Genomic DNA, 23,122 nt, shown 5'->3' with positions numbered 1-23,122 from the left:
TGAGTACGCGATGAGTGGATCAGGACGCAGCCAGGGCCCGACGCTGTCGTTCACCAAGATGCACGGCCTGGGCAACGATTTCATGGTGGTGGATGCCATCAGCCAGCCGTTCCGCCTGCGCCCGGAGATGATCCGCAAGCTGGCGGACCGCCACTTCGGTGTGGGTTTCGATCAGCTGCTGGTGGTGGAGCCGCCGGGCCTGCCGGATGTGGACTTTCGCTACCGTATCTTCAATGCCGATGGTTCCGAGGTGGAGCAGTGCGGCAACGGCGCCCGCTGTTTCGCACGCTTCGTGCGCGATCAGCGCCTGACCAATCGCCGTGTCATCCGTGTGCAGACGGCCGCCGGTGTGATCGAACTGCGGGTTGGCCGGGAAGGCTGGGTAACCGTGAACATGGGCGTGCCGGAGCTGAATCCGGCGGCGATTCCGTTTGCGGCGGAGTCGCGCCAGCTGGTGTACCCGGTTGAGGTGAACGGCCAGACTCTGGAGCTTTCGGCGGTGTCCATGGGTAACCCTCACGGGGTGCTGTTGGTAGACGACGTGGATACGGCGCCGGTGGAGACCCAGGGGGCGGTGCTGGAGCGTCACCCCCGGTTTCCCTCCAGGGCCAATATCGGTTTTCTGCAGGTGATTGACCGTGGTCGCGCCCGGCTGCGGGTGTTCGAGCGGGGTGCCGGCGAAACCCTGGCCTGTGGCACCGGTGCCTGCGCGGCCGTGGTTGTGGGCCAGTTGCGGGGGCTATTGGATAACCGGGTGCGGATCACAGTACCGGGGGGTGACCTGGTGATTGAATGGCAGGGTGAGGGGGCCCCTGTTATGATGGAAGGGCCGACCGCCCGTGTCTTTGATGGCCAGATCCGCCTGCCCGGTGATCACCGCCGCCGGGGTCGCCGCCAATCGGGGCGCCACACGCCAGCGGATCGCTGAGCCGGGTGGGCATCAACGCTACACAACCCGGAACATGAAACATCGGCCCGGCAGAAGGCCGAGGCAACAACAGGGGAACCTTCAGTGGATGCAACCTTGACCGCCGAGCAGGTGGCGGAGTACCTGCAGAATAATCCGGATTTCTTTGTCGGTCGGGATGAGCTGCTGCGCTCTCTGACACTGCCCCATGACAGTGGCCGGGCGATTTCCCTGGTGGAACGCCAGGTCCACCTGTACCGCGAACAACGGGATACCCTGCGCCACGAGCTGGTGGAGCTGGTCTCCATTGCCCGCCATAACGACCGGCTGTTCGAGAAGAGCAAGCGCCTGCTGATGCAGGTCATTGAAGCCCGCAATCTCACGGAAATGGCCTCTGCCATTGACGACAGTATTCGCGGTGATTTCGGGCTGGACGCCGCCTCTCTGATGCTGGTGGGTGACTCCCTGCCCGCGGGCAGCACCACGGGCGCATTGCATGTGGTCACCGAGGAAGAGGCGGACAGGCAGCTGGGTTCCCTGTTGGGGGGTGAGCGGGCGGTCTGCGGTCAGTTTCGCGAGACCGACCGCGACTTCCTGTTCCCCGGCCGCGACGAGCCGGTGGCCTCGGTGGCACTGGTGCCGCTGCGCACGGATCGCCTGGTTGGCGTATTCGCCGTGGGAAGCTGCCAGCCGGGCTATTTCGATCAAAGCATGGGGTCGCTTTTCCTGAGCTACATCAGCGATACCCTGAGCCGCCTGCTGCCGCCGCTGCTGCAGCGCCATCGTCAGGTGGAGCCTTTACTGGATGCGGTGGCCGAGTCCCGCTGATGTCTGCCCGGGCCTTTGCGACACTCCCGGCCCCTTGCTGGTCGGGGGTGCCGCAGCCTGGTTCCGCATCTGGATGTCCTGCATCCGGAGGAGCCGATGAGCCGCAATGAATCCGGCAACGAAGCCCTGCCCGACAGCCTGACCGGCGCGTTATCGGACTTTCTGCACTATCTGTCTGCCGAACGCCGTCATTCCCCTCATACCAGCCAGGGCTACCAGCGGGACCTGATCCGGTTGATGCACTGGGCCATGCGCCAGTCGCCGCCGGTAGATCAGTGGGAGAAGCTCACCGTTGCGGATGTACGCCGCTATGCAGCCACCCTGAACCGAGACGGCCTGTCCGGCCGCAGCATCGCACGGGCGCTGTCGGCCATCCGCCGGTTCTACGATTACCTGATACGGGAATACCGTGTCAGAACTAATCCGGCGCTGGATGTGCGCGCGCCGAAAAGTGGTCGGCGATTGCCGGTGGCGGCGGATGCCGATCAGCTTGGCCACCTGCTGGACGCCCGGCCGGAAGACCCCCTGGAAGTACGGGATCTGGCCATATTCGAGCTTTTCTACTCCTCGGGGCTCCGCCTTTCCGAAATGACCGGGCTGGATCTCCGCCATCTGGATCTTGCTGGTGGCGAGGTGCGGGTTTTGGGCAAGGGCAACCGGGAGCGGGTGTTGCCAGTGGGCCGCAAGGCAGCCGGGGCGCTACGGCAGTGGCTGGCCCTGCGGCCCGCGCTGGCTGGGGCCGGAGAAACCGCCCTGTTCGTCAGCCAGCGCGGGCAACGCCTGAGCGCCCGTAGCGTGCAGCAAAGGCTGAGCCGGTGGGGGCAGCACCGTGGTGCCGACCAGCATCTGCATCCGCACCTGTTGCGGCATTCCTTTGCCAGTCACCTGCTCGAGTCCAGTGGCGACCTGAGGGCGGTACAGGAACTGCTGGGGCATGCCGACATTGCCACTACCCAGGTTTACACCCACCTTGACTTCCAGCACCTGGCCCGGGTCTATGACGCCGCCCATCCGAGGGCGAAGCGCAGGAAAGCAATGGTGTCGGGTCAAGGTCATGTTGACGGGGATTCGCTATAGTGTTGTCGCAGTCTCCTGTTATCGGTGCGGACAGGACCGGTGGCACCGGGGGACGAAACCCAATCAGAACGGAACAGGACATGGCATCGAAAAAGAGCGGCGCGGAGTTGACCGCCAGCGATGAAACCGAACTTCGCTACCTGGTCGAGCGACTGCTGGCTCGAGCCTGCCTGGCCTCGGAGGGGCAGGACGAGCGCCTCGACGCGCTGCTGTCCGGCCTGCGCCAGTATCTGCGTGAGCAGGAGCGGGACCCCGCCAGCCTGCGGGATTTCCAGGAGCGCCTTGATAACGAACTCGAGCGTCTGGATGACCAGGTTGCCGGCGATGACCGGGAGGCTGGCCGGATTCTGTCGCAACTGCTGTCTTCCATGGAATACGGCGACCTGCCTCGCAACACGTCCTCTGAACTGAAGCGTCTGCGCCGGGATCTGGGCCCCCGGGGGCTGCCCCGCCAGCAGTTGCTGCCCTGGCTGGAAACCTTCTCGCAGGTGGCGGATCAGGCCCTGGCCCACCGGGACCGGGGAGCGGGTCGTGAACGCGGACTACTGGGTCGGTTGTTCAATCGCGGCGGTGAGAGCGAGACGGCGACAGACCAGGATACCGCTACCGTCGCGCCAGACCACTCCCCTGAACTCGATCTGGGCTTCCGCCCGGCCGCCATTGTCCCCGCGGGCCCGGCTGACGACGAACAGCGCCTGCGGATTGCCCGACGTGTCGGTGAGCTGATGGACCGGATCATGCAGCAGGTGGAGTTACCGCCGGACAGCCACAAACAGGCCATCCTGCTCAAGTCGCGCCTGTCCGATCAGCAGGACTGGTCGTTGCTGCGCCAGAGTCTGGACGAAACCGCTGACCTGGTGATCGCCGTGGTGACCCATAGCCAGCGGGAATTCGAAAGTTTCCTGCAACGGCTGGATGAGCGCCTGTCCTCGCTGCACGGTCACTTCAGCGAGCATGCGGATGTCATGGCAGGCCGTCGCACCTCGGCGGCGAAGCTGGAAGAATCTGTGCAGGCGGAGCTGTCGGAGCTGGGCGGAAGTCTTCAGAGCAGCTCTGACGTGTCGGAACTGCGCACGTCGGTGTCACACCATATCGAGCGTATCGCCCGTACGGTGGAAGTCTTCAGCCGGCAGGAAGAACAGCGCGAGCAGCAGATGACCAGCCAGATGGACGCCATGCGGGAAAAACTGGTGGCGATGGAAACCCACGCTGAACAGGTCCGCCAGCAACTGGAAGAGGAGCGCGCCCGGGCCCTGACGGATATCCTTACCCAGTTGCCGAACCGGGAAGCCTGGGATGAGCGCCTGCGCTTTGAATATGACCGCTGGCGGCGCTATGGGCGCCCGGTGGCGCTGGCGGTTATCGACATCGATCATTTCAAGCGGGTTAACGACTCCTTCGGGCACAGGGCCGGTGACCGGGTGATCCAGCTGGTGGCGAAAGCATTACGGGAACGTCTGCGCACCACGGATTTTGTGGCCCGCTACGGCGGTGAGGAATTCGTCGCAGTACTGCCGGAAACCTCGCTGGAGCAAGCGACACGGGTACTGGATGAGCTTCGTGGTGACGTGGCGGACATGCCGTTCCACTTTCAGGGGCAGCCGGTCAGGGTGAGTGTGTCCGCGGGCCTGTCCTGTTTCCGCGAAGGCATCGAGCCCGACGCCGTGTTCGATGAGGCCGACAAGGCTCTGTATATCGCCAAGAACAATGGCCGTAACCGTGTGGAAATGGCCACGGAGCTCAAGCCCCGGTGAGACAGGTTCTTTCCCTTGTTCTGTTGCTGGCCCTGTTCCTGCCACCGGCCTGGGCCGATCCGGAGACCCCGCTGCCCTGGCCGGTACTGGGCGCTGATGAACTGGAGCTGCTGGAGGGCATCGAGGAGCTCGAAGTCGGTGTGCGCGCCGGTCAGCCGCCGCTGGCGTTTGTTACCGCCGAGGGCTGGCTGGCCGGCACCTACGTTGATTACCTGACGCTGATTGCCGCCAAGCTCAGGGTCGGGCTTGATGTCCGGTCCATAGGCGACAGCAGCGGGGATCTCGAGAAAAAAACCGGGCCCGATGTGCGGGTCAGCACCCGGCAGCCGGAACAGGCCAGGGACCAGGGCTGGCTGCGCTCCCGACCGATCATGCAGCTGACCTACGGCATCTTTGCCGACCCGGGCGATGCCGGTATCCGGCGGCTGACGGACCTGGAGCGGCGGCGGGTGGCTCTGGTGGGCAAGGACAGCAACCAGTATGCGCTGCTGGATTCCGTTGATAACTTTACCCCGGTGCCCGTGGCTACCATCAGCGAGGCGGTCAGCATGGTGTTGTCGGGGCAGGCCGATGCTTTCGTGGGCCCCGTGCCGGTGGTGGCGGACTACCTGCAGTCGGCACTGATCAATGGCGTCGGGCTGATTGTGCTGCTCGACAGCAACCCGGTGGATGTGGTGGTGGAGGTAAAAGAACAGCGGGCCGAGCTGGTGCCGATCATCAACCGCACTATCGAATCCATCAGCCATAGTGAGCACCGGCGTATTCGTACCTCCTGGTTGCCGGACCCGGTGGTGGAGCGGAATTCCGGTGAAGGTCTGGCGCTCAGCTCGATGGAAAATGAATGGTTGCGGCAGCACGGTCCGTTGCGCGTCGCCTATCGTGAAAACTGGCCACCGTTCGAGTTCACCGAGAACAACAGCCCCCGGGGTCTGGTGCCGGATCTCGTGCAGCGACTGGGAACCGGCCTTGGCGCCGATGTCGAAAGCCGCTCGGTGTCGGACTGGGCCACAGCGGAAAAGATGCTCCGCAACGGCGACATCGACGTGTTGCCGGCGCTTCCGCGAACCCCCCGCCGGGAAGAGGACTTCCTGTTTACCCGGGCCTATCTCACCCTGCCCATTGTGGTGGTGATCCGCGAGGATGGCCGCTTCATCGGTGATCTGCGGGAGCTGCGTCAGGAGCGGGTGGGGGTGGTCAGCCAGCACGCTGCCCATGACTACCTGCTGATCAATCACCCGGACCTCAATATCTATCCGGTCAATACCGTGCAGGACGGCTTGCTGGCGCTGTCCAATGGCGACCTGGACGTGATGGTGACGCATATCCCCGGGGTCAGTTACACCGTGGCCAAGCTGGGGCTGTCGAACCTGCGCATAACCAGCATCACGCCCTACGAGTACGAGTTTCGCATGGCGGTGAACCGCAAGCGGGGGGAGCTGGTGCGGATTCTCAACAAGGGGCTGGGCACCATCGATACCGCCGAAAAGGACGCTATCTATAATCGGTGGGTGTACCTGGATATCGAGCAAGACCGGGACTACACCGCCATCAAGCGGGTGGTGCTGATTGCGGTGGTGGTGGTGCTGATCTTCCTGTACTGGAACCGCAAGCTGTCACGGGAGGTAGACGAACGCATCCGCTCCGAGCACGCGCTGCGGCGCAGTGAGGACGAGCTGCGGGCCGCCAAGCTGGAAGCGGAGCGGCTGGCGCGGGAGGCGGAGAGTGCCAATCGCGCCAAGAGCGAGTTCCTCGCCAATATGTCCCACGAGATACGCACGCCGATGAACGCGGTGATCGGCTACAGTGACCTGCTCAGCAAGACGGTTACCGACCCGCGCCAGAACCATTACCTGGAGGCTATCCGTGCCAGCAGCCGCAGCCTGCTGATGCTGATCAACGATATCCTCGACCTGTCCCGCATCGAGGCCGGAAAGATGCGCCTGGAGTTTGGCCCGGTGAGCCTGCGTCGCCTGTTACAGGACGTTCGCCATATCTTCGACCTGCGGGCACGGGAGCACAATGTCAGCCTGGAGGTGAGCGTGGCTCCGGATATGCCGGCAGGGATGATCCTGGATGAAACGCGCCTGCGTCAGGTGCTGTTCAATCTGGTTGGCAATGCCATCAAGTTCACCCATGAGGGCGGGGTCACGGTGCGTGCCGAGGTGGCTGACATGGAGCGCCGGGGCGAGGAAGACGTCTGCCGCCTGACCATCGCCGTCACCGATACCGGCATCGGCATTGCCGAGGACCAGCAGGGCCGCATCTTCGATGCCTTCGAGCAGCAGGAAGGGCAGAGCAGCCGCAAGTATGGCGGGACCGGTCTGGGCCTTGCCATCAGCCGCAAGCTGGCGCGGATGATGGGCGGTGAGCTCAGTGTCGAAAGCGTTCAGGGGAGAGGTTCCACTTTTGTGCTGGTGCTGCCGGAGGTGGAGGTAGTGCCAATGGACGATGATCCCGGGGACGAGCCGGAGGTCAGCCAGGCGCCCATGACGGAAACCCTGGACATGCAGGAGCGAAGCTGGCTCAGGGAACAGTTGCGGGAGGACTTCGGCGACGAATGGCGTACCGTGCGCGAAAGCGGCGACCCGGAACAGATGCGGTATTTCGCCGCGCGGGTGCTCAGCTGGGGGCAACGCTACCGGTCACGGGCGGTAACCCGCTACGCGGAAAAACTGATGGCTGATGTGGATGCGTTCAACCTGGATGCGGTCAATACCGCTCTGGAAGCCTTCCCGACCCTGCTGGGCACTGAACCGGACGCCAGCGGCAAGCCGTGAAACGCACGGGAAAGCGCTTCAGGGGATGCAGTCGTACTGATAGTGGCGGTCGAAGGCCACACTCACCATGTCATAGCCCTGATGGCTCAGGCCACGGATCAGCTCCGGGTTGCCCAGCAGGGTCATGCAGACCTTGTGGACCAGGGCGACCCGGGTTTCCCTGGATTGTTCCCGGCTGCTGCGAAAGTCCACGATCAGGTATTTGCGATCAACCCCGGAGGCTTCCGGAATATCGGTGCGCTCGACGCTGTCGAAGCCGATGTAGGTCAGTTCTTCCTGGGAAAACAGCCCGTTCATCAGCATATCGATATTGTCGGCATTGGCCAGCAGCGGCGTGATGCCAAGCAGGCATCCTGTCAGGTAGGCCAGTGAACGGTTGACCATGCCGAATCTCCTGTTACATTCCTTTACGAAAATTATCTCAAAAAAATGGGATAAGGTCGGCAAAACAGGCCGTATTTTTCAACGTTTCACAAATAACAGGTCAGGATGACCTGTTGCGTGCCATTTTCTGACGTGGGGCGCTAAACTACAGGAATAGACATCCCCAGTCATCAAGCTGTGCCAGAGTGCGACAGATGGCAATCGCAAGGATCAGAACATGTTTCAGTTGATTTTCCGGGGCGAGTGTCAGCCCGGCACCGACATTGAGACTGCCCGCAATAATGCCCGTGCCCTGTTCAAAGCGTCTGTTGAACAGGTCGACCGTATGTTCAGCGGGCGCCCGGTGGTTATCCGCAACCGGCTGGAACAGGATCAGGCGGAAAAATACCGTTCCGTACTGGCCCGTCACGGCATGGTCGCCCATGTCGAGCCCATGGAGGAGAGCCAGCCGGCCAGTCCCCCGCCCAGGCCAGCCCCGCAACCAGAAACCAGTGAGCAGGCGGCACCCGCCACGCAGCCTGCCGGTGCCGCGAACCGTGACCAGGCGGCTGCCGGTGCCGGACCGGCAGTGGAGCCGGGTGATCGCCTGCCGGTCGCCGGTGACAAGGTGGATGACCTGTTGGCGGGCTCCAGCCTTGGCCTGGAACCGACAGGTGTCCGGTTGAGTGAAGAGCGGCACGACCCCGCCCCCATGTTCCAGCATCTGGATGAATGGACCCTTGCGCCAGCCGGCACCGATCTGGGAGTCAAGCGTGACACACCGCCACCAGTAGTGCCGGACGTCAGTCATCTGTCACTGGCGGAAGTCCCGGACGAGAAGGAGTCTGGCGAACAGTCGTGAAGCTTCCCGCGGCGGTGGTGTCGGCGTTGCAGTGAGCCGTTCAGGGAAGGCTGTCGGTGCTATAGCAGCGGTGCCATCAGGCGGGCGGAGCGGCAGGCAAGCCGGAACAGCAGTGAGCGGTCCTCATAGTCCGCCCGTTCCAGTTGCCGGCTCCTGGCCAGGTCCGCTTCCAGCATTGCTTCCACATCCGCCACGAAATCCGGCGCCGTGGTCAGTGCCGCGATTTCGAAGTTCAGTCGCATGGACCGGTTGTCCAGGTTGGCGGTGCCAACGGCTGCGTAGCGGTCGTCCACCAGTACCACCTTCTGGTGCAGGAAGCCGGGCTGATACTGGCAGATCCTGATGCCGCACTCGTTGGCGGTTACCAGGTAGGAGTAGGCCGCCAGGTGAATCAGCAGGTGGTCGGCCTTTTCGGGGATCAGGATACGTACGTCCACGCCCCGCATGGCTGCCAGTTGCAGGGCATTGATAATCTGGACATCCGGCACGAAGTAAGGTGACGCGATCCACAGCCGATCACGTGCATTATTGATGCAGTTAAGGAAGAACAGCGTGCAGGTTTCCCAGCGGTCGGCCGGACTGCTGGGGAGAATCAGCACCTGCTGGTCGCCGGTCTCGGCGCGTCGGGGCTGCCAGTTCAGCTCCGGGTTTGCGTCGGCGGCCCAGTTCCAGTCCTCCAGCCAGGCCAGTTGAAGCCCCAGTGCCGCCGGGCCCTCAACCCGGCAGTGGGTATCCCGCCACACTTCTTCGCCCGGCTCCCTTGCCAGGTACTCGTCACCCAGATTGATACCCCCTACGAAGCCGACCCGTCCGTCACAGACCAGGATCTTGCGATGATTGCGGAAGTTGATCTGTAACCGGCGCCGGCGGACGTTGCCATTGCCGAAGGAGGTGACTTTGGCTCCGGCGGTTCTCAGGGCCTTCAGGTAGTGACCCGGCAGCAACAGGCTGCCGATGTCGTCATACAGGAAGTAGACCCGCACGCCCTGGGCCAGCTTGCGCCTGAGAATGTTGAGGATGCGGGCCCCGACCCGGTCGGAACGAACGATGTAGAATTCCAGCAGAATATAGTCGGTGGCACTCTCCATGGCATCGAACAGGGCTTCGAGCGTGGCCTCGCCATTCTTCAGCAGCGTACAGTGATTGCTACCGGTGAAGGGTTGTCTGCCGAGCTTGCTGAGTACGCGCAGTTCATCAACACCATTGGGAAAGTCCGGGTACGGGATACCCTCGGCCTGATGTTCGTATTGGCTCAGCAGGGGGTCCAGGGTCTGGTCGTTCATGCGCCGGGCCCGGACGTAGCCCGAGAAGCGATTGCGACCGAACACCAGGAAGAGTGGCACGGCGATCCATGGCATGCCGATCAGGCCGATAACCCAGCCAATGGCGCCCTGGGCAGTGCGGTAGCTGAGCAGGATGCGGTAGATGCAGAAAAGGGCTACGCCATAGAGCGCGGTGACAACAACGGCCAGTAGTGAAAAATCCGGCATGTACTGTACTCTTGCAAACAGACCTTGCAACAATAGCAAACCCGGACAGCTCCTGTATGGCCCCTTCCATTAATGGGCCAGTGCCGGACCATTCACCATGAACAGTCAGGAAGAGGTAAGGATGAGCGTCAGGTTACATCACCGGATCACCGGCGAAGGCAGGCCCCTGCTGCTGCTTCACGGCTTGTTTGGCTCCCTGGAGAACCTGGGCAGTGTCAGTCAGAGGCTGCAGGATGGCTGGCAGGTTCACGGGCTGGACCTGCGCAATCACGGCCGGTCGCCTCATACGGAGTCCATGGATTATCCGGCCATGGCCGAAGATGTGATCGCCTACCTGGATGAACAGGGTATCGACAGGGCCTGTCTGCTTGGCCACTCCATGGGTGGCAAGACCGCCATGCAGGTGGCTCTCACTTTCCCGGAGCGGGTGGAGCGGCTGATCGTGGCGGACATCGCGCCGGTAACCTATCACCCCCGCCATGACGCCATCCTGGAAGGCATGAAGAACCTGGATCTCTCCTCCGTCAGTTCCCGCTCGGATGCCGACCGTGCGTTGAAGGAGTATGTAGAGGTACCCGAAATCCGCATGTTCCTGCTGAAGAACCTGGAACGGGTGCCGAAGGACGAGAAAGACGATAACCCGGACACTTTCCGTTGGCGCCTGAACCTGCCGGTCATCGACGCGTGTTATCAGAAGCTGGCAGATGCCCCGGAAGGTGACGGGCCCTTTGACGGGCCGGTACTGTTCCTCAAGGGGGCCGATTCCGCCTACATCCAGCGCAAGCACCACGACCGCATTCACTCCCTGTTTCCCGAAGCCCGCATCGAGGAAATCGACGGCACCGATCACTGGCTGCATGCCGAGAAACCGGACGAGTTCGCCCGCCTTTGCCGGGAGTTTCTGACATCCTCATAAGAGTGCGCTGGTCCGGCAACACAACCGGTACAGGAACCGTTCCATGAAATGGCTGCTGATACTGTTACTGATCGTGTTTCTGCTGCTGGGGAGCTTCCTGCTCAGCCCTTCGCCGATCGACAGTCATGGCTGGCAGCCACCATCGCCGCCCGCCCTGAGTGGTGCTTTATCACCCAATGAACGGCTGAGGTTATCGGATATCCTGGCCAGGGGGCAGCTGGAGCACCCCGAGGATACGGCGATGGACGACCAGGGCCGACTATACACCGGCACTGCCGATGGCTGGATCATGCGGCTGGAAGCGGATAGCGAAAGTGACCCGCAGCGGTGGGTCGAAACCGGCGGCCGCCCCCTGGGTCTGGTTTTTGACCACAACGGCAATCTGATCGTCGCGGACGCGGAACGGGGCCTGCTGGAGGTGTCCCCCGCCGGCGAGGTAAGGATGCTGACCCGTGAGGCGGAGGGGCTGCCCTTCCGGTTGACGGACGGTGTCGACGTGGCGCCGGACGGGATGATCTACTTCACCGACGCCAGCTCGCGTCATTCGCTGGCCGACCACCAGCTGGACATGCTGGCCATGCGCCCCAATGGCCGTCTGCTCAGCCACAACCCGGCCACCGGACGGACGCGGGTATTATTGCGCAACCTCTACTTCGCCAATGGTGTGGTGGTGTCCCCCGGCGCTGATTTCCTGCTCGTGGCGGAAACCCCCCGATACCGATTGCTGAGGTTCTGGCTCACCGGCCCGAAACAGGGGCAGGCGGAGGTCTTTGCTGATAATCTGCCGGGCTTTCCCGACAATCTGGATGTGGACCGCAGGGGGCGGTACTGGGTCGCCCTGCCGTCGCTGCGCCAGCCGGGGCTGGATTTCCTGCACCGGCACCCCTGGCTGAAAGACCTTGTGGCAAGGCTGCCGGAGTCCCTGAGGCCGGGTGCCGGCCATTACGGGCTGGTGCTGGCGCTGGATGGTGAAGGCAACGTCATCACCAGCCTGCAGGATACCCGGGGGGATTACCTGTGGGGCCTCACGTCGGCCCGGGTCCACAATGGCGAACTGTTTTTCGGCAGCCTGTACAGCAAGCGCCTGGGGCGGCTGCCTTTGTCGGCGGTACCCGGCCTCGAAGAGGCTGAGTCACCGCGAACCGGCAACCTCTGATCTGAAGGAGTATGTGGTTCATGAAAGATAACAAGGGTGCCCCGCTGGCCTGGGACCTGCCCGACCCGTTCACCCTGACCATTGACGTAGGCGACGATGACACCGACCGCCTGGGTCATGCCAATAACGTGGTCTATGTGCGCTGGCTGGAGGATATCAGCTGGGCCCACATAGAGAGTGAAGGCATGACCTGGGCCCTGCACGAACAGACCGGCAAGGCCATGGCCATTACCCATACCGGAATCGATTACCTGGCGTCGGCCAATGCCGGCGACCACCTGGTGCTGGGCACCTGGTTCACGGATTTCGACGGCCGTATCCGCTCGGCCCGGCAGTTCCAGCTTATCCGGCCGGCGGACGGCAAGACCCTGGTGCGGGCCGTGTCCACCCACGCCTGCGTCACTATGGCCTCACAGCGGCCGTCGCGGGTACCGCCGGAATACGCGGAAATCTTCCACCGTATCCGGGTCGAGGGCGGCTATACCTTCGCCGGAGCCGCAGGTTGACCGGGTTTCTGCTAGTCTGACAGGTCAGGGTGGCGGACCACGAGGGCGCCGGCCCGCTCCGGCTCTGGCCGGAGCGTCATTTTTCCCGGGGTTCCGGTTGGGAGGCTGTCATGGATCCACAAGAGGTCACGACCATGAAACACCTGGTTTATCATCAGTTTGGCGAGCCCGATGTGCTGGTGGTGGAGGATGCGCCGATACCGGAGCCCGGTCCGGAGGATGTCCTGGTACGGGTAGTGGCCGCCGGCCTCAACCCCATTGACTGGAAGACCCGGCGTGGGTTGGGTTTCGCCGCCCGCCAGATCGAGAACCGACTGCCCTGGACGCCGGGTTATGACATGGCCGGCGAGGTGGTCGCGGCAGGGGCCAGGGTGTCTGCCCTGGTGCCCGGTGACCGGGTCATGGGTATGGTGGGCTTCCCGACCAATGGCGGTGCCTGCGCCCAGTATCTGGCGGTGCCCTCGGCGGAGCTGGCCATCGTGCCGGAGGAGCTGGAGCTGGTGTCGGCAGCGGGGTTGCCCCTGGCAGGGCTGACCGCCTGGCAGGCATTGTTCGATGTGGGTGAGCTGGAGCCCGGACAGAAGGTGTTGATCCATGCTGGCGCTGGTGGCGTCGGGCACCTGGCGGTGCAGTTCGCGCTGGTGCGCGGGGCCCACGTGATTGCCACCGCGTCCGCTGATAACCGGGACTTCCTGGCCGGTCTGGGGGTGCATGAGGTTATCGACTACCACCAGGTGGACTTTGCCGACGAATGCTACGGCCTTGACCTGGTGCTCGACCTGGTCGGCGGCGACACCGGCAAGCGCTCACTGCATACCCTCAGCGAACATGGCATGCTGGTCACCATTCCAACGGTCACCGCCGACGAGATTGTCAGCGAGGCGGAACGTATGGGGCTCAAGGCCCACGGCATGACGGTACGGCCGGATGTATTCGAGCTCGAGGAAATCCTTGAGCTGATTGAGGACGGTGATGTGAAGGTGCATGTGGACGGTGTATTCCCGCTGACCGACGCCGCCGCGGCCCACCACCTGCTGGAGGGGGGCCATGTGCGCGGCAAGCTGGTGCTGGAGCTTCAGGAAGCCTGAGCGGCCTTGCGGGCAATGCGGTTGATCAACCGTGAGGCCGCAATAAAACCGAAGCTGGCGGTGACCGGTGATGACGCGCCGAACCCGGTAGCGCAGTCCAGTCGCACCGGGCCGGCGGTGTCCGGCTTCTGATGGCAGACTTCGCCGTCCGCCGCCGGATAGATGAGCTGCTCGGTGGAATAGACGGCCTCTACCCCGAAGCGACGCTTGGGGTTGCGGGAGAAACCGTATTCCCGCCGCAACAGGTTGCGGATCTTGGCCAGCAGCGGATCCTGGGTGGTGCGGCTGAGATCCGCCACTTCAATCCGGGTGGGGTCGATCTGGCCGCCGGCACCGCCGGCCACCACCAGCGGAATCTTGCGGCGCTTGCAATGGGCAATCAGCGCCGCCTTCGACTTGACGCTATCAATGGCGTCCACCACCCCATCCATGTCCTCATTGATCAGATCAGCCACGTTAGCCATGGTCACAAAACCGAAGTGGATCCGGATATCCGCCTGTGGATTAATGGCCCGCAGCCGGTCGGCCACGGCATCGGTCTTGGTACGACCATACTCGCCTTCCAGGGCATGGAGCTGGCGGTTGGTATTGGACACACAGACGTCATCCATGTCGATCAGGGTAATCGTGCCAACGCCACTGCGGGCCAGCGCCTCCGCCGCCCAGGAACCCACGCCTCCCAGACCGGCCACCGCGATATGGGACCGGCGGAAAGCTTCGCTGGCACGTTGCCCGTAAAGGCGCTCAATGCCGCCGAAGCGGAAGCTGTAGTCGTCACTGCTCATGGAAATGCCGTATCAACTGTTGCATGAAAGCGCGTATTCTACAGCATCAGAGTGCGGTCACTAGCGGGGATTTCACTGAGGAGAAGGGAGCTGACCCCGGGCTACCGGAGCCAGCCGGGAGTCAGCGGATAAACGGGTTCAGCAGGCGGCCAAAGGTGCCGGTGAGCTTGAGCGGGGCACTGAGAACCGACAGCGTAATGCAGTCATCACCTTCCAGGGCCACGGGTTTGTGCTCGTCTTCCTGCCCCAGCACGACAAAGTCCCACTGGTTGAACACGCCCCGGTTGTCGGAAAAGGCGCCCTGCAGCACCAGGGTGGTTTCCTCTCCCCGATGGGTGTGGGCCGGTGCCTTGCCGCCGGCGCACAGTTTCTGCAGTATCACCTGGTCCTTCTGGCCGGGGAAGCGGTCGGTGATATCCAGCACACTGACGTCCCGCAGCTGACGCTTCCATGGCAGCCCATCCAGATCATCACCCAGCAACTTGCTGAGGGGCGAGCGGGGAGGCGTGCGGGGTGTCGGTTGTGGCGCTGGCTCGCTGTCGATACGGGCCAGGATACTGTCGAAGGTGGATTCCGATACGCTCACCTGAGACTGCTGCTCCATCATTACGGCGCCAAGGCTGTCCAGGGCATCCACACGGCTGCGACAATGGGCGCACTTGTCCAGGTGAAGCCGGATGCACAGGGCATGGGGCTCGCTCAGGTTGCCTGCGCTGTATTCCATCAACATCAGGCTGTCAGGGTGATGACGGGTCATACGTTCTGATCCTGCAAAATGACCTTGAGCTTGTTCAGTGCGAGTCTGACGCGGCTTTTGACGGTGCCCAGGGGTATGTCGAGTTCGTCGGCCACCATCTGGTGTGACTTCTGCTCCATGTACACCTTGGCGATCACCGTAATCTGTTCCTCGGGCAGGTGACGAAGCGAGTCCCTGACCCGGCGCTCGGACATCAGCCGATGCAGTGAGGTGACCGGTTCATCTTCATTGTCGCCGGGAATCTGCCACAAGTCTTCGGTTTCCACCTGAATTTCCGCACTGGTGCGCTTCATCTTGCGCAGCATGTCAATGCGCTGGTTACGGGCGATGGTGAAAATCCAGGTGGACGCGGCCGCCTTGCGCCAGTCGTACAGACAGGAACGACGCCAGATGGACACGAAGACTTCCTGTACCAGTTCCTCGGCATGGCTCGACATGCCATTGGCCATGGCATAGTACTTGATCTGCGGGCCAAAGTGCTCGAACAGAGCATGGTAGGCCTGACGGTCCTGGTGCTTGCCGACTTTCTCGAGAAGCTGACTCCAGGGATCCTTGCGGCCCTCTGCCCGCGAAGGTTTCTGGTCCAGTGTGGTCACCGGGCGCTCCTTGACGGCATGAGCTGACGTGTTATTCATCATGATTGTAGCACTCGTCCAGCGATTGTCAGTAGCCGGATGTACGCCCCGATCATGGAGCCGGATCAGGATAATGCTGAATTTTTTCCACCGGCTGCCGGCAGACAGCCTATTCCTCCAGGTAGGTGTAGCCCTGCAAGCCGGCTTCCAGTTCCCGCAGTAGTGGTTCCTGTTCATGAGCGGGCAGCCCACTGGCCAGGAAGCGGCGTTGGTAGGCCTCGATCAGGGCCTCGGGGTCGAAGTTCACATAGCGGAGGACATCTGACACCGTATCGCCTTCGGTGGGCTGGCTGATCTGGTAATGGCCGTCTCCGGTCAGGCGGACATCCACCGAATGGGTGTCGCCGAACAGGTTGTGCATGTCGCCGAGGATTTCCTGGTAGGCCCCGGTCATGAAGAACCCCATCAGCAGTGGTTCGCTGTCGTCGTGCTCCGGCAGGGGCAGGGTGGTTTCCACCCCCTGGCCGTCCACGTAGCGGTCAATACGGCCATCCGAGTCGCAGGTGATGTCCTGGATGACCGCGCGCCGGGTGATGGCACGGTCCAGGCCACTGATGGGCAGCACCGGGAATATCTGGTCGATACCCCAGATATCAGGCAGTGACTGGAACAGGGAAAAGTTCACGAACAGCTTTTCGGCCAGCTTTTCGTTGAGTTCATCGAGGATTTCCCGGTGGGCCCGGTTGGCGCTGTTGAGCTGTTGCTGCAATCGCCGGCAACTGGCGGTGTAGATGCGTTCGGCCTCAGCCCGGTAGGCCAGCGAAAGCACACCATGGGCAAACTGGGCGTGAACGTCACTCATGGCGTGAAGCAGGTCGTGGTAGATCTCGACCCGGGACCGGGGGTTGTCGCCATCGGTCAGGTGCCGGTAATCCCGCCACAGGTCGTGCACGGGACCCGGCGCATCCTCCGCCGGTGCCGACGGGGTGCGCGACTCCGGCTGCTCCCGGTCAATGACATTGGTCACCAGCACTGCATGGTGGGCCGTAAGGGCGCGGCCGGATTCGCTGATCAGGTCCGGGTGGGGCACACCGGCCCGGTCGCATTCCCCCTGCAGGGTGTGAATCACGTTCCAGGCGTACTCGCGCATGCTGTAGTTCATGGAGCAGCTGCTGCGGGAGCGGGTGCCCTCGTAATCCACCCCTAGGCCGCCACCGATATCCACCGTGTCCACCGGCGCGCCCAGCTGGCGAAGCTCACTGTAGAAACGGGCGCATTCGCGCAGGCCGGTCTGGATGTCACGGATATTGGCAATCTGCGAACCCAGGTGGAAATGCAGCAGCTGCAGGCTGTCCAGCGCGCCGGCGGCACGCAGTCGTTCCACCACATCCAGCACCTGGCCGGCGGACAGGCCGAATTTCGACTTTTCGCCGCCGGTGTTCTGCCAGTTGCCCTTGCCAATGGTCGCCAGGCGCGCGCGGATACCGATCAGTGGTGTCACCTGCAGTCGCCCGGCTTCCTCCAGGATCAGCTTCAGCTCGGAGGGCTTTTCCACCACGATAAACACCCGGTTGCCCAGCTTCTGGCCGATCAGCGCGGTGCGCACGTACTCCCGGTCCTTGTAACCATTGCATACGATGACGGCTCCGGGAGCCGACAGGGCCAGCACCGCCATCAGTTCCGGCTTGCTGCCGGCTTCCAGCCCGATCTGGCCATTGTCTGCCGCCGGTTGTGCCCGCAGGAGCTCCTCCACCACACCCCTTTGCTGGTTTACCTTGATCGGGTAAACCGCGGTGTAACCACCGCGATACCCGTGTTCGGCGGCGACATCGTTGAAGGACTGGCAAAGGGTGTTGACCCGATCATGAAGGATATCGGTGAAGCGGATCAGTACCGGTAAGGCAATACCCCGGCCGGTCAGCTGGCGGATCAGTTCCGGCAGACGAACATGAGTGTCACGAGCCTGACGGTGGGGCTGGACCAGCACCTCGCCATCGGTGCTGACATCAATATAGCCATCGCTCCAGTGGGGAATGTTGTACACCTGGCTGGCGGTGGTTTTGGTGGTCATACTGATATCCTGAATTGCAGAAAGGGCATGGTTGCCGGCGCGCCCATTGTAGGCTCCTTGCCCGCACTGTGGGAACCGGGAAATGGCGGCGACCCCGGTGTCAGAATTAGTGCTTTGGCTGGCGGCTGCCCGACTCTACAATGGCGCCATCGATCAAGGGAGGTTTGGCAATGAGTACACTGGACAAAAACTGGTTCACTGAAGTTTTCCAGGACCAGGGCACGGCGTTTTCCCTGCAGGTGAAAAGCAAGCTTCATGAAGAGCAGACGGATTTCCAGAAACTGGAAGTCTGGGAAACGGAAACCTTCGGTAACCTGATGGTGCTGGATGGCTGCGTCATGCTCACCAGCCGCGACAATTTTCTCTACCACGAGATGATGACCCATCCGGCGCTGTTCACTCACCGTGACCCGAAACGGGTGGTGATCATCGGCGGCGGTGACTGCGGCACTCTCAAAGAGGTGCTCAAGCACCCGGACGTGGAAGAAGCCTGGCAGGTGGAAATCGATGAACGGGTAACCAAAGTGTCCGAGAAGTACTTTCCGGAACTGTGTGAGTCCAATCGCGACCCCCGCGCCAATTTCTTCTTTGGCGATGGCATCCAGTGGGTACGTGACCAGCCGCCCGGAACGGTGGATGTGATTATTGTCGACAGCACCGACCCGGTGGGGCCGGCGGAAGGCCTGTTTGCCCTGGATTTCTACCGTGACTGCATGATTGCACTGCGTGAGGGTGGCATCGTTGTGCAGCAGAGCGAATCGCCGCTGCTGCATACCGACAGCATCATCCGCGATATCCACAGAGATATGAAGGAAGCCGGCTTCGATCACGTTCATACCCTGCCGTTTCCGCAACCGGTATACCCTACCGGCTGGTGGAGCTGCACCATGGGGGGCAAGGATGTGCATACCAGCTATTTCCGGGAGGAAGACGCCGCTGATCGCCCGTTCGTGACCCGCTATTACAACGAGGGCGTCCACCGTGGTGCGCTGGCCATGCCCCAGTTCATGGCGGAAGCCCTGGAAGATCCGGTCAGGCCGGCTGAGGGCTGATCCGACCGCCAGAAAACAGGCAAAAAAAGAGGGCAGCCAATGGCTGCCCTCTTTTGTTTCGATCTCCTTGTTCTGCAAGCCGTCCGCAAGGACGGCTTCAGGTCGGAGGATTACTTGCTGGAGACGAACTCCGGGTAGGCTTCCATGCCACACTCGGACAGGTCGACGCCTTCGTACTCTTCTTCCTCGGTCACGCGGATGCCCATGACTGCCTTGAGGATGCCCCAGACAATCAGGCTGGCCACGAAGACCCAGATGAAGATGGTGAGTGCGCCAATGATCTGGCCGCTGAAGGTGGCACCGTCGTTGGTGACCGGCACCAGCAGCAGACCCAGCAGACCACAGACACCGTGGGCGGAAATGGCACCAACGGGATCATCAATGCGCAGCTTGTCCAGGGTCACGATGCTCAGTACCACCAGAATGCCGCCCAGGGCGCCCCAGATGGTGGCGACCAGTGCACTCGGGGTGGAAGGCTCGGCGGTAATGACCACCAGGCCGGCAATGGCGCCGTTCAACAGCATGGTCAGGTCAGCCTTGCCGAACATCACACGGGCGGTGATCAGGGCAGCGATGGCGCCGCCAGCGGCAGCCGCATTGGTGTTCAGGAAGACCATGGCCACGGAGTGCGCGCTGGCGACATCGCCAAGCTTGAGCACGGAGCCACCGTTAAACCCGAACCAGCCCATCCACAGGATCAGGGTACCGAGAGCTGCCAGGGGCATGTTGGCACCCGGGAAGGCACGAATCTCGCCATTGGGGCCGTACTTGCCTTTACGGGCGCCCAGCAGGATGACGCCCGCCAGGGCTGCAGCCGCGCCAGCCATGTGTACGATGCCGGAACCGGCAAAGTCGGAGAAGCCCAGGTCACCCAGGTTGTACATGCCGAACACATCGGCACCGCCCCAGGTCCAGGCGCCTTCCATCGGGTAGATGAAGCCGGTCAGGACCACCGCGAAGATCAGGAAGGACCAGAGCTTCATGCGCTCGGCCACGGCACCGGAGACGATGGACATGGCGGTTGCAACGAACACAACCTGGAAGAAGAAGTCGGAGGCACCGGAATAGATGGAGCCACCCTCGAAGTCGCCACGGTCGGCGAATTCACCCATGACACCGCCGACGTCAACGTCGCCCATGCCGCTGAGGAAGATGTTACCGCCGTACATGATGGCGTAGCCGCAGATCATGTACATGGTACAGGAGACCGCGAACAGGGAGACGTTCTTGGTCAGGATTTCGGTGGTGTTCTTGGCACGAACCAGCCCGGATTCCAGCATGGTAAAACCAGCTGCCATCCACATGACTAATGCGCCACACACCAGGAAATAAAAAGTATCTATTGCGTACTGTAAGTGAAATACACTGTTTTCCATTGGAAGCCCTCCGCACGAGGCTTAACAGGATGTTGAATTTTTTGCGTTGGCCTGACTGCTTAAGCGTTCGGGATCAGACGGCCTCTTCGCCGGTTTCGCCTGTCCGGATACGGATTGCCTGTGCCAGTTCCGTCACGAAGATCTTGCCGTCACCAATCTTGCCGGTATTGGCGGCCTTGGTGATGGACTCGATCACCTGGTCCAGCAGGTTGTCACCAATGGCGACTTCCACCTTTACCTTGGGCAGGAAATCCACTACGTATTCAGCCCCGCGATAGAGCTCGGTATGCCCTTTCTGACGCCCGAAACCTTTCACTTCGGTTACGGTTACGCCCTGAACGCCAATCTCGGATAGTGCCTCTCGGACATCATCCAGCTTGAAAGGCTTGATGATCGCTGTCACAAGTTTCATTGCTGTCTCCTTGGAGTTAGCCGTCCCGGCTTTCTGACCACAGTGCCGTGGATCGACCGGGTTCGGGATGCTGCCACCTCGCACACCAATTGTGCGGATTGCGTACAAGGCTTATAGCATCGTGTGTGCCAACGCAAAAAAAGTCTTTATAATCAGTGTAGTAATTTGTCGGTGAACCAAAATGGGTCCAAAGTGTGCGCTATTATGGCGCAGGCAGGCCGAGAGAGAACCAAAATGGTGCAAATGCTCGGGGCAGGTGCGCCGTCATGGCGTTGGGCTCCTCGGCCCGACACTCACTCATAGTATGGCAGGGACCGGGCTGTGTTACACTCCCGGGGCATGAAACCTGGCCCCGGGACACCCTGTGCAGGCGGGCTGGTGGCCACCGGGCAACCCTGCAAGGCAATGGAGTAGAGAACGGTGAAGACCCCTAACGATCTGCTGGGGCAAGTCCAGCAACAGTTTGGCCAGTTCGTTCCGGACATGGCCCGTGCAGCCCGGGAGGACGTGGAAAATCACGCCCGAGCCGCGGTGATGTCGGTTGTTTCGAAGCTCGAACTGGTTACCCGGGAGGAGTTCGATGCCCAGCAGGCGGTACTGCTGCGCACCCGTGAGCGCCTGGAGCAACTGGAAAAACGGGTCGCCGAACTGGAGCAATCGCCCGGCGACGACCGTTCACAGGACTGAAACCCGCCCCGGATGACGGCACAGGCAGTACCGTCGGGGCCCCGAAAAATGTCAGGGATGACCCGTATGCTTGCCACTATTCATACCCGTGCCCGGCTGGGTGTCAGCGCCCCGCCGGTGACTGTTGAAGTGCATCTCTCCAGTGGCCTGCCGGCCCTGTCCATCGTGGGATTGCCGGAAACCGCGGTTAAGGAGAGCAAGGACCGCGTCCGCAGCGCCCTGCTGAACGCCGGTTTCGAGTTCCCCGCCCGTCGTATCACCATCAACCTCGCCCCGGCGGATCTGCCCAAGGAGGGTGGCCGCTTCGATCTGGCCATCGCCCTGGGAATTCTGGTGGCCTCCGAGCAACTGCCCCCGGGTTCCCTGAGTCACCTTGAATGTCTGGGAGAACTGGCGCTGGATGGCACCCTGAGGCCGGTTCGCGGGGTGTTGCCGGCGGTAATTTCAGCCAGGAACGCCGGTCGTCGCATCCTGGTACCTGCCGACAATGCCGCCGAGGCGTCGCTGGCCGGCGATGACGATGTGCTGGCCACCGATCACCTGCTGCGGGTGTGCGAACATCTGGCGGGCACCAACAGGCTATCTCCCCTGCCGCCCATGGCGCCGGCCAGCCGACCTCCGAACGGTCCGGACCTGGCCGATGTCAGGGGCCAGCACGTGCCCCGGCGGGCCCTGGAAATCGCCGCCGCCGGCGGGCACAACCTGTTGTTGTTTGGTCCCCCGGGTACCGGCAAGAGCATGCTGGCAAGCCGGATTCCGGGCATTCTGCCGCCACTGGATGATCGTCAGGCGCTGGAGGTGGCCAGCGTAAGGTCGGTGGCCGGTCTGCCGGTGGGCGCCGATGGCTGGCGTCAGCCACCCTACCGGTCGCCCCACCACACGGCATCGGCTGTGGCCCTGGTCGGAGGTGGCAGCAGCCCGCGCCCCGGCGAGATCTCCCTGGCCCACAACGGCGTACTGTTTCTTGATGAGTTGCCCGAGTTCGACCGCAAGGTGCTGGAAGTGCTCCGGGAGCCTATGGAATCCGGTGAAATCGTGATATCCCGGGCTGCCAGCCAGGTGACCTACCCGGCCCGCTTCCAGGTGATTGCCGCCATGAATCCCTGCCCCTGTGGCTATCTGGGGCACCCGGCCATTGACTGTCAGTGCTCGCCGGCACAGGTGGTCCGCTATCAGGCCCGTCTTTCCGGTCCGTTACTGGACCGCTTCGACCTGCACGTGGAGGTGCCCGTGCAGGGTGGCGATGTGCTGCTGCAAGCCGGGCACGCGGCGGAAAGCAGTGAGCAGGTGCGCTCCCGGGTGGAGCAGGTGCGCCAGCATGCTGCGGCGCGGGGCAGTGCCAACGCCGGGCTGAGTGGTCGTGCCCTGGAGGCGTACTGTGCGGTGGATGATGGCAGCAAGGCGATGCTGGCCACTGCCATGGAGCGCCTGGGGCTGTCGGCCCGGGCGCTGCACCGCATCCTGCGGGTGGCGCGGACCATTGCCGACCTGGACGGGCAGGCGGATATTGACCGGCAACACCTGGTGGAGGCTCTGGGTTACCGCAAGCTGGACCGCAAGGCTGCCCGTGCCATGTCCGGGTAGGTCAGCGAATTAACCAAACGGGACACTTGTGTCAAGGCACACCAGAGCGAAACCTCACGAACGCCACGCGCTCTGTTAAACTGTAGCGATTCAGCGAAT

The 23,122-nt window shown here is 62.5% G+C and carries 21 protein-coding genes; 13 read left to right on the top strand and 8 right to left on the bottom strand.

Annotated elements, in window-relative coordinates:
- The first annotated feature begins 10 nt into the window (after positions 1 to 10).
- From dapF to IE079_RS17115, 5 genes are all read left to right on the top strand, one after another.
- Positions 11 to 928, top strand: coding sequence for a diaminopimelate epimerase (gene dapF, locus IE079_RS17135; protein ID WP_189578076.1), 918 nt, complete (start codon positions 11 to 13; stop codon positions 926 to 928).
- An 84-nt stretch (positions 929 to 1,012) separates the two neighbouring features.
- On the top strand, positions 1,013 to 1,735 hold the full coding sequence (locus IE079_RS17130) for a DUF484 family protein (protein WP_189578075.1): 723 nt from the start codon (positions 1,013 to 1,015) through the stop codon (positions 1,733 to 1,735).
- Between the two features lie 96 nt (positions 1,736 to 1,831).
- A complete protein-coding gene (gene xerC / locus IE079_RS17125; RefSeq protein ID WP_189578074.1) occupies positions 1,832 to 2,812 on the top strand; it encodes a tyrosine recombinase XerC in 981 nt (326 codons plus the stop codon).
- 80 nt (positions 2,813 to 2,892) lie between these two features.
- Entirely contained in the window at positions 2,893 to 4,566 is a 1,674-nt protein-coding gene (locus IE079_RS17120; RefSeq protein WP_189578073.1) for a GGDEF domain-containing protein, read from the top strand.
- A complete protein-coding gene (locus tag IE079_RS17115) occupies positions 4,563 to 7,343 on the top strand; it encodes an ATP-binding protein (protein WP_189578072.1) in 2,781 nt (926 codons plus the stop codon). Before IE079_RS17120 ends, IE079_RS17115 begins: the two co-directional genes overlap by 4 nt.
- Before the next feature lie 18 nt (positions 7,344 to 7,361).
- Here the strand turns inward: IE079_RS17115 and IE079_RS17110 are convergent, their stop codons facing one another.
- A complete protein-coding gene (locus IE079_RS17110) occupies positions 7,362 to 7,727 on the bottom strand; it encodes a hypothetical protein (protein WP_189578071.1) in 366 nt (121 codons plus the stop codon).
- A 217-nt stretch (positions 7,728 to 7,944) separates the two neighbouring features.
- Here IE079_RS17110 and IE079_RS17105 point away from each other — a divergent pair, with 217 nt between their 5' ends.
- The gene (locus IE079_RS17105) at positions 7,945 to 8,568 is read left to right on the top strand and encodes a hypothetical protein (RefSeq protein ID WP_189578070.1); all 624 of its coding nucleotides are present in this window, start codon (positions 7,945 to 7,947) and stop codon (positions 8,566 to 8,568) included.
- A 59-nt stretch (positions 8,569 to 8,627) separates the two neighbouring features.
- Here IE079_RS17105 and cls read toward each other — a convergent pair whose 3' ends face one another.
- On the bottom strand, positions 8,628 to 10,058 hold the full coding sequence (gene cls, locus IE079_RS17100) for a cardiolipin synthase (protein ID WP_189578069.1): 1,431 nt from the start codon (positions 10,056 to 10,058) through the stop codon (positions 8,628 to 8,630).
- A 121-nt stretch (positions 10,059 to 10,179) separates the two neighbouring features.
- Between cls and IE079_RS17095 the strand changes: the two genes are divergently transcribed.
- The 4 genes from IE079_RS17095 to IE079_RS17080 all read left to right on the top strand — a co-directional run bounded on the left by IE079_RS17095 (position 10,180) and on the right by IE079_RS17080 (position 13,724).
- Positions 10,180 to 10,974, top strand: a complete 795-nt coding sequence (locus tag IE079_RS17095) for an alpha/beta fold hydrolase (protein ID WP_189578068.1) — start codon at positions 10,180 to 10,182, stop codon at positions 10,972 to 10,974.
- Positions 10,975 to 11,017: 43 nt separating this feature from the next.
- A complete protein-coding gene (locus IE079_RS17090) occupies positions 11,018 to 12,130 on the top strand; it encodes an SMP-30/gluconolactonase/LRE family protein (RefSeq protein ID WP_189578067.1) in 1,113 nt (370 codons plus the stop codon).
- Between the two features lie 20 nt (positions 12,131 to 12,150).
- Entirely contained in the window at positions 12,151 to 12,636 is a 486-nt protein-coding gene (locus IE079_RS17085; protein ID WP_189578066.1) for an acyl-CoA thioesterase, read from the top strand.
- Between the two features lie 110 nt (positions 12,637 to 12,746).
- Entirely contained in the window at positions 12,747 to 13,724 is a 978-nt protein-coding gene (locus IE079_RS17080) for an NADP-dependent oxidoreductase (RefSeq protein WP_189578065.1), read from the top strand.
- Here the strand turns inward: IE079_RS17080 and tcdA are convergent.
- The 4 genes from tcdA to speA all read right to left on the bottom strand — a co-directional run bounded on the left by tcdA (position 13,712) and on the right by speA (position 17,912).
- Positions 13,712 to 14,509, bottom strand: a complete 798-nt coding sequence (gene tcdA, locus IE079_RS17075; protein ID WP_189578064.1) for a tRNA cyclic N6-threonylcarbamoyladenosine(37) synthase TcdA — start codon at positions 14,507 to 14,509, stop codon at positions 13,712 to 13,714. The genes IE079_RS17080 and tcdA overlap by 13 nt on opposite strands.
- A 121-nt stretch (positions 14,510 to 14,630) precedes the next feature.
- Entirely contained in the window at positions 14,631 to 15,266 is a 636-nt protein-coding gene (locus IE079_RS17070) for a ChrR family anti-sigma-E factor (protein WP_189578063.1), read from the bottom strand.
- Positions 15,263 to 15,862 carry a sigma-70 family RNA polymerase sigma factor gene (locus tag IE079_RS17065; RefSeq protein WP_189578136.1) on the bottom strand — a complete coding sequence of 200 codons (600 nt, stop codon included), beginning with the start codon at positions 15,860 to 15,862 and terminating at the stop codon, positions 15,263 to 15,265. Before IE079_RS17065 ends, IE079_RS17070 begins: the two co-directional genes overlap by 4 nt.
- A 148-nt stretch (positions 15,863 to 16,010) precedes the next feature.
- A complete protein-coding gene (gene speA, locus IE079_RS17060) occupies positions 16,011 to 17,912 on the bottom strand; it encodes a biosynthetic arginine decarboxylase (protein ID WP_227712573.1) in 1,902 nt (633 codons plus the stop codon).
- A gap of 170 nt (positions 17,913 to 18,082) precedes the next feature.
- Here speA and speE point away from each other — a divergent pair, with 170 nt between their 5' ends.
- Positions 18,083 to 18,964, top strand: a complete 882-nt coding sequence (speE, locus tag IE079_RS17055) for a polyamine aminopropyltransferase (RefSeq protein ID WP_189578062.1) — start codon at positions 18,083 to 18,085, stop codon at positions 18,962 to 18,964.
- A gap of 110 nt (positions 18,965 to 19,074) precedes the next feature.
- Here speE and amtB read toward each other — a convergent pair whose 3' ends face one another.
- Both amtB and glnK read right to left on the bottom strand, forming a co-directional pair.
- Positions 19,075 to 20,340 carry an ammonium transporter AmtB gene (gene amtB, locus IE079_RS17050; RefSeq protein WP_189578061.1) on the bottom strand — a complete coding sequence of 422 codons (1,266 nt, stop codon included), beginning with the start codon at positions 20,338 to 20,340 and terminating at the stop codon, positions 19,075 to 19,077.
- A gap of 73 nt (positions 20,341 to 20,413) precedes the next feature.
- Positions 20,414 to 20,752, bottom strand: a complete 339-nt coding sequence (gene glnK, locus IE079_RS17045; RefSeq protein WP_008173268.1) for a P-II family nitrogen regulator — start codon at positions 20,750 to 20,752, stop codon at positions 20,414 to 20,416.
- 420 nt (positions 20,753 to 21,172) lie between these two features.
- Between glnK and IE079_RS17040 the strand changes: the two genes are divergently transcribed.
- Together IE079_RS17040 and IE079_RS17035 are read left to right on the top strand one after the other, a co-directional pair.
- Positions 21,173 to 21,439 carry an accessory factor UbiK family protein gene (locus IE079_RS17040; RefSeq protein WP_189578060.1) on the top strand — a complete coding sequence of 89 codons (267 nt, stop codon included), beginning with the start codon at positions 21,173 to 21,175 and terminating at the stop codon, positions 21,437 to 21,439.
- A 66-nt stretch (positions 21,440 to 21,505) separates the two neighbouring features.
- Positions 21,506 to 23,023, top strand: a complete 1,518-nt coding sequence (locus IE079_RS17035; protein ID WP_189578059.1) for a YifB family Mg chelatase-like AAA ATPase — start codon at positions 21,506 to 21,508, stop codon at positions 23,021 to 23,023.
- Positions 23,024 to 23,122 lie beyond the last annotated feature (99 nt).

Origin of the sequence: Marinobacter zhanjiangensis, assembly GCF_014651935.1 — a bacterium.
In the GTDB taxonomy this organism is placed as follows: Bacteria; Pseudomonadota; Gammaproteobacteria; order Pseudomonadales; family Oleiphilaceae; genus Marinobacter; species Marinobacter zhanjiangensis.
Note: the sequence above shows the minus strand (reverse complement) of the source record. Positions and strands in the feature narration are given on the sequence as shown.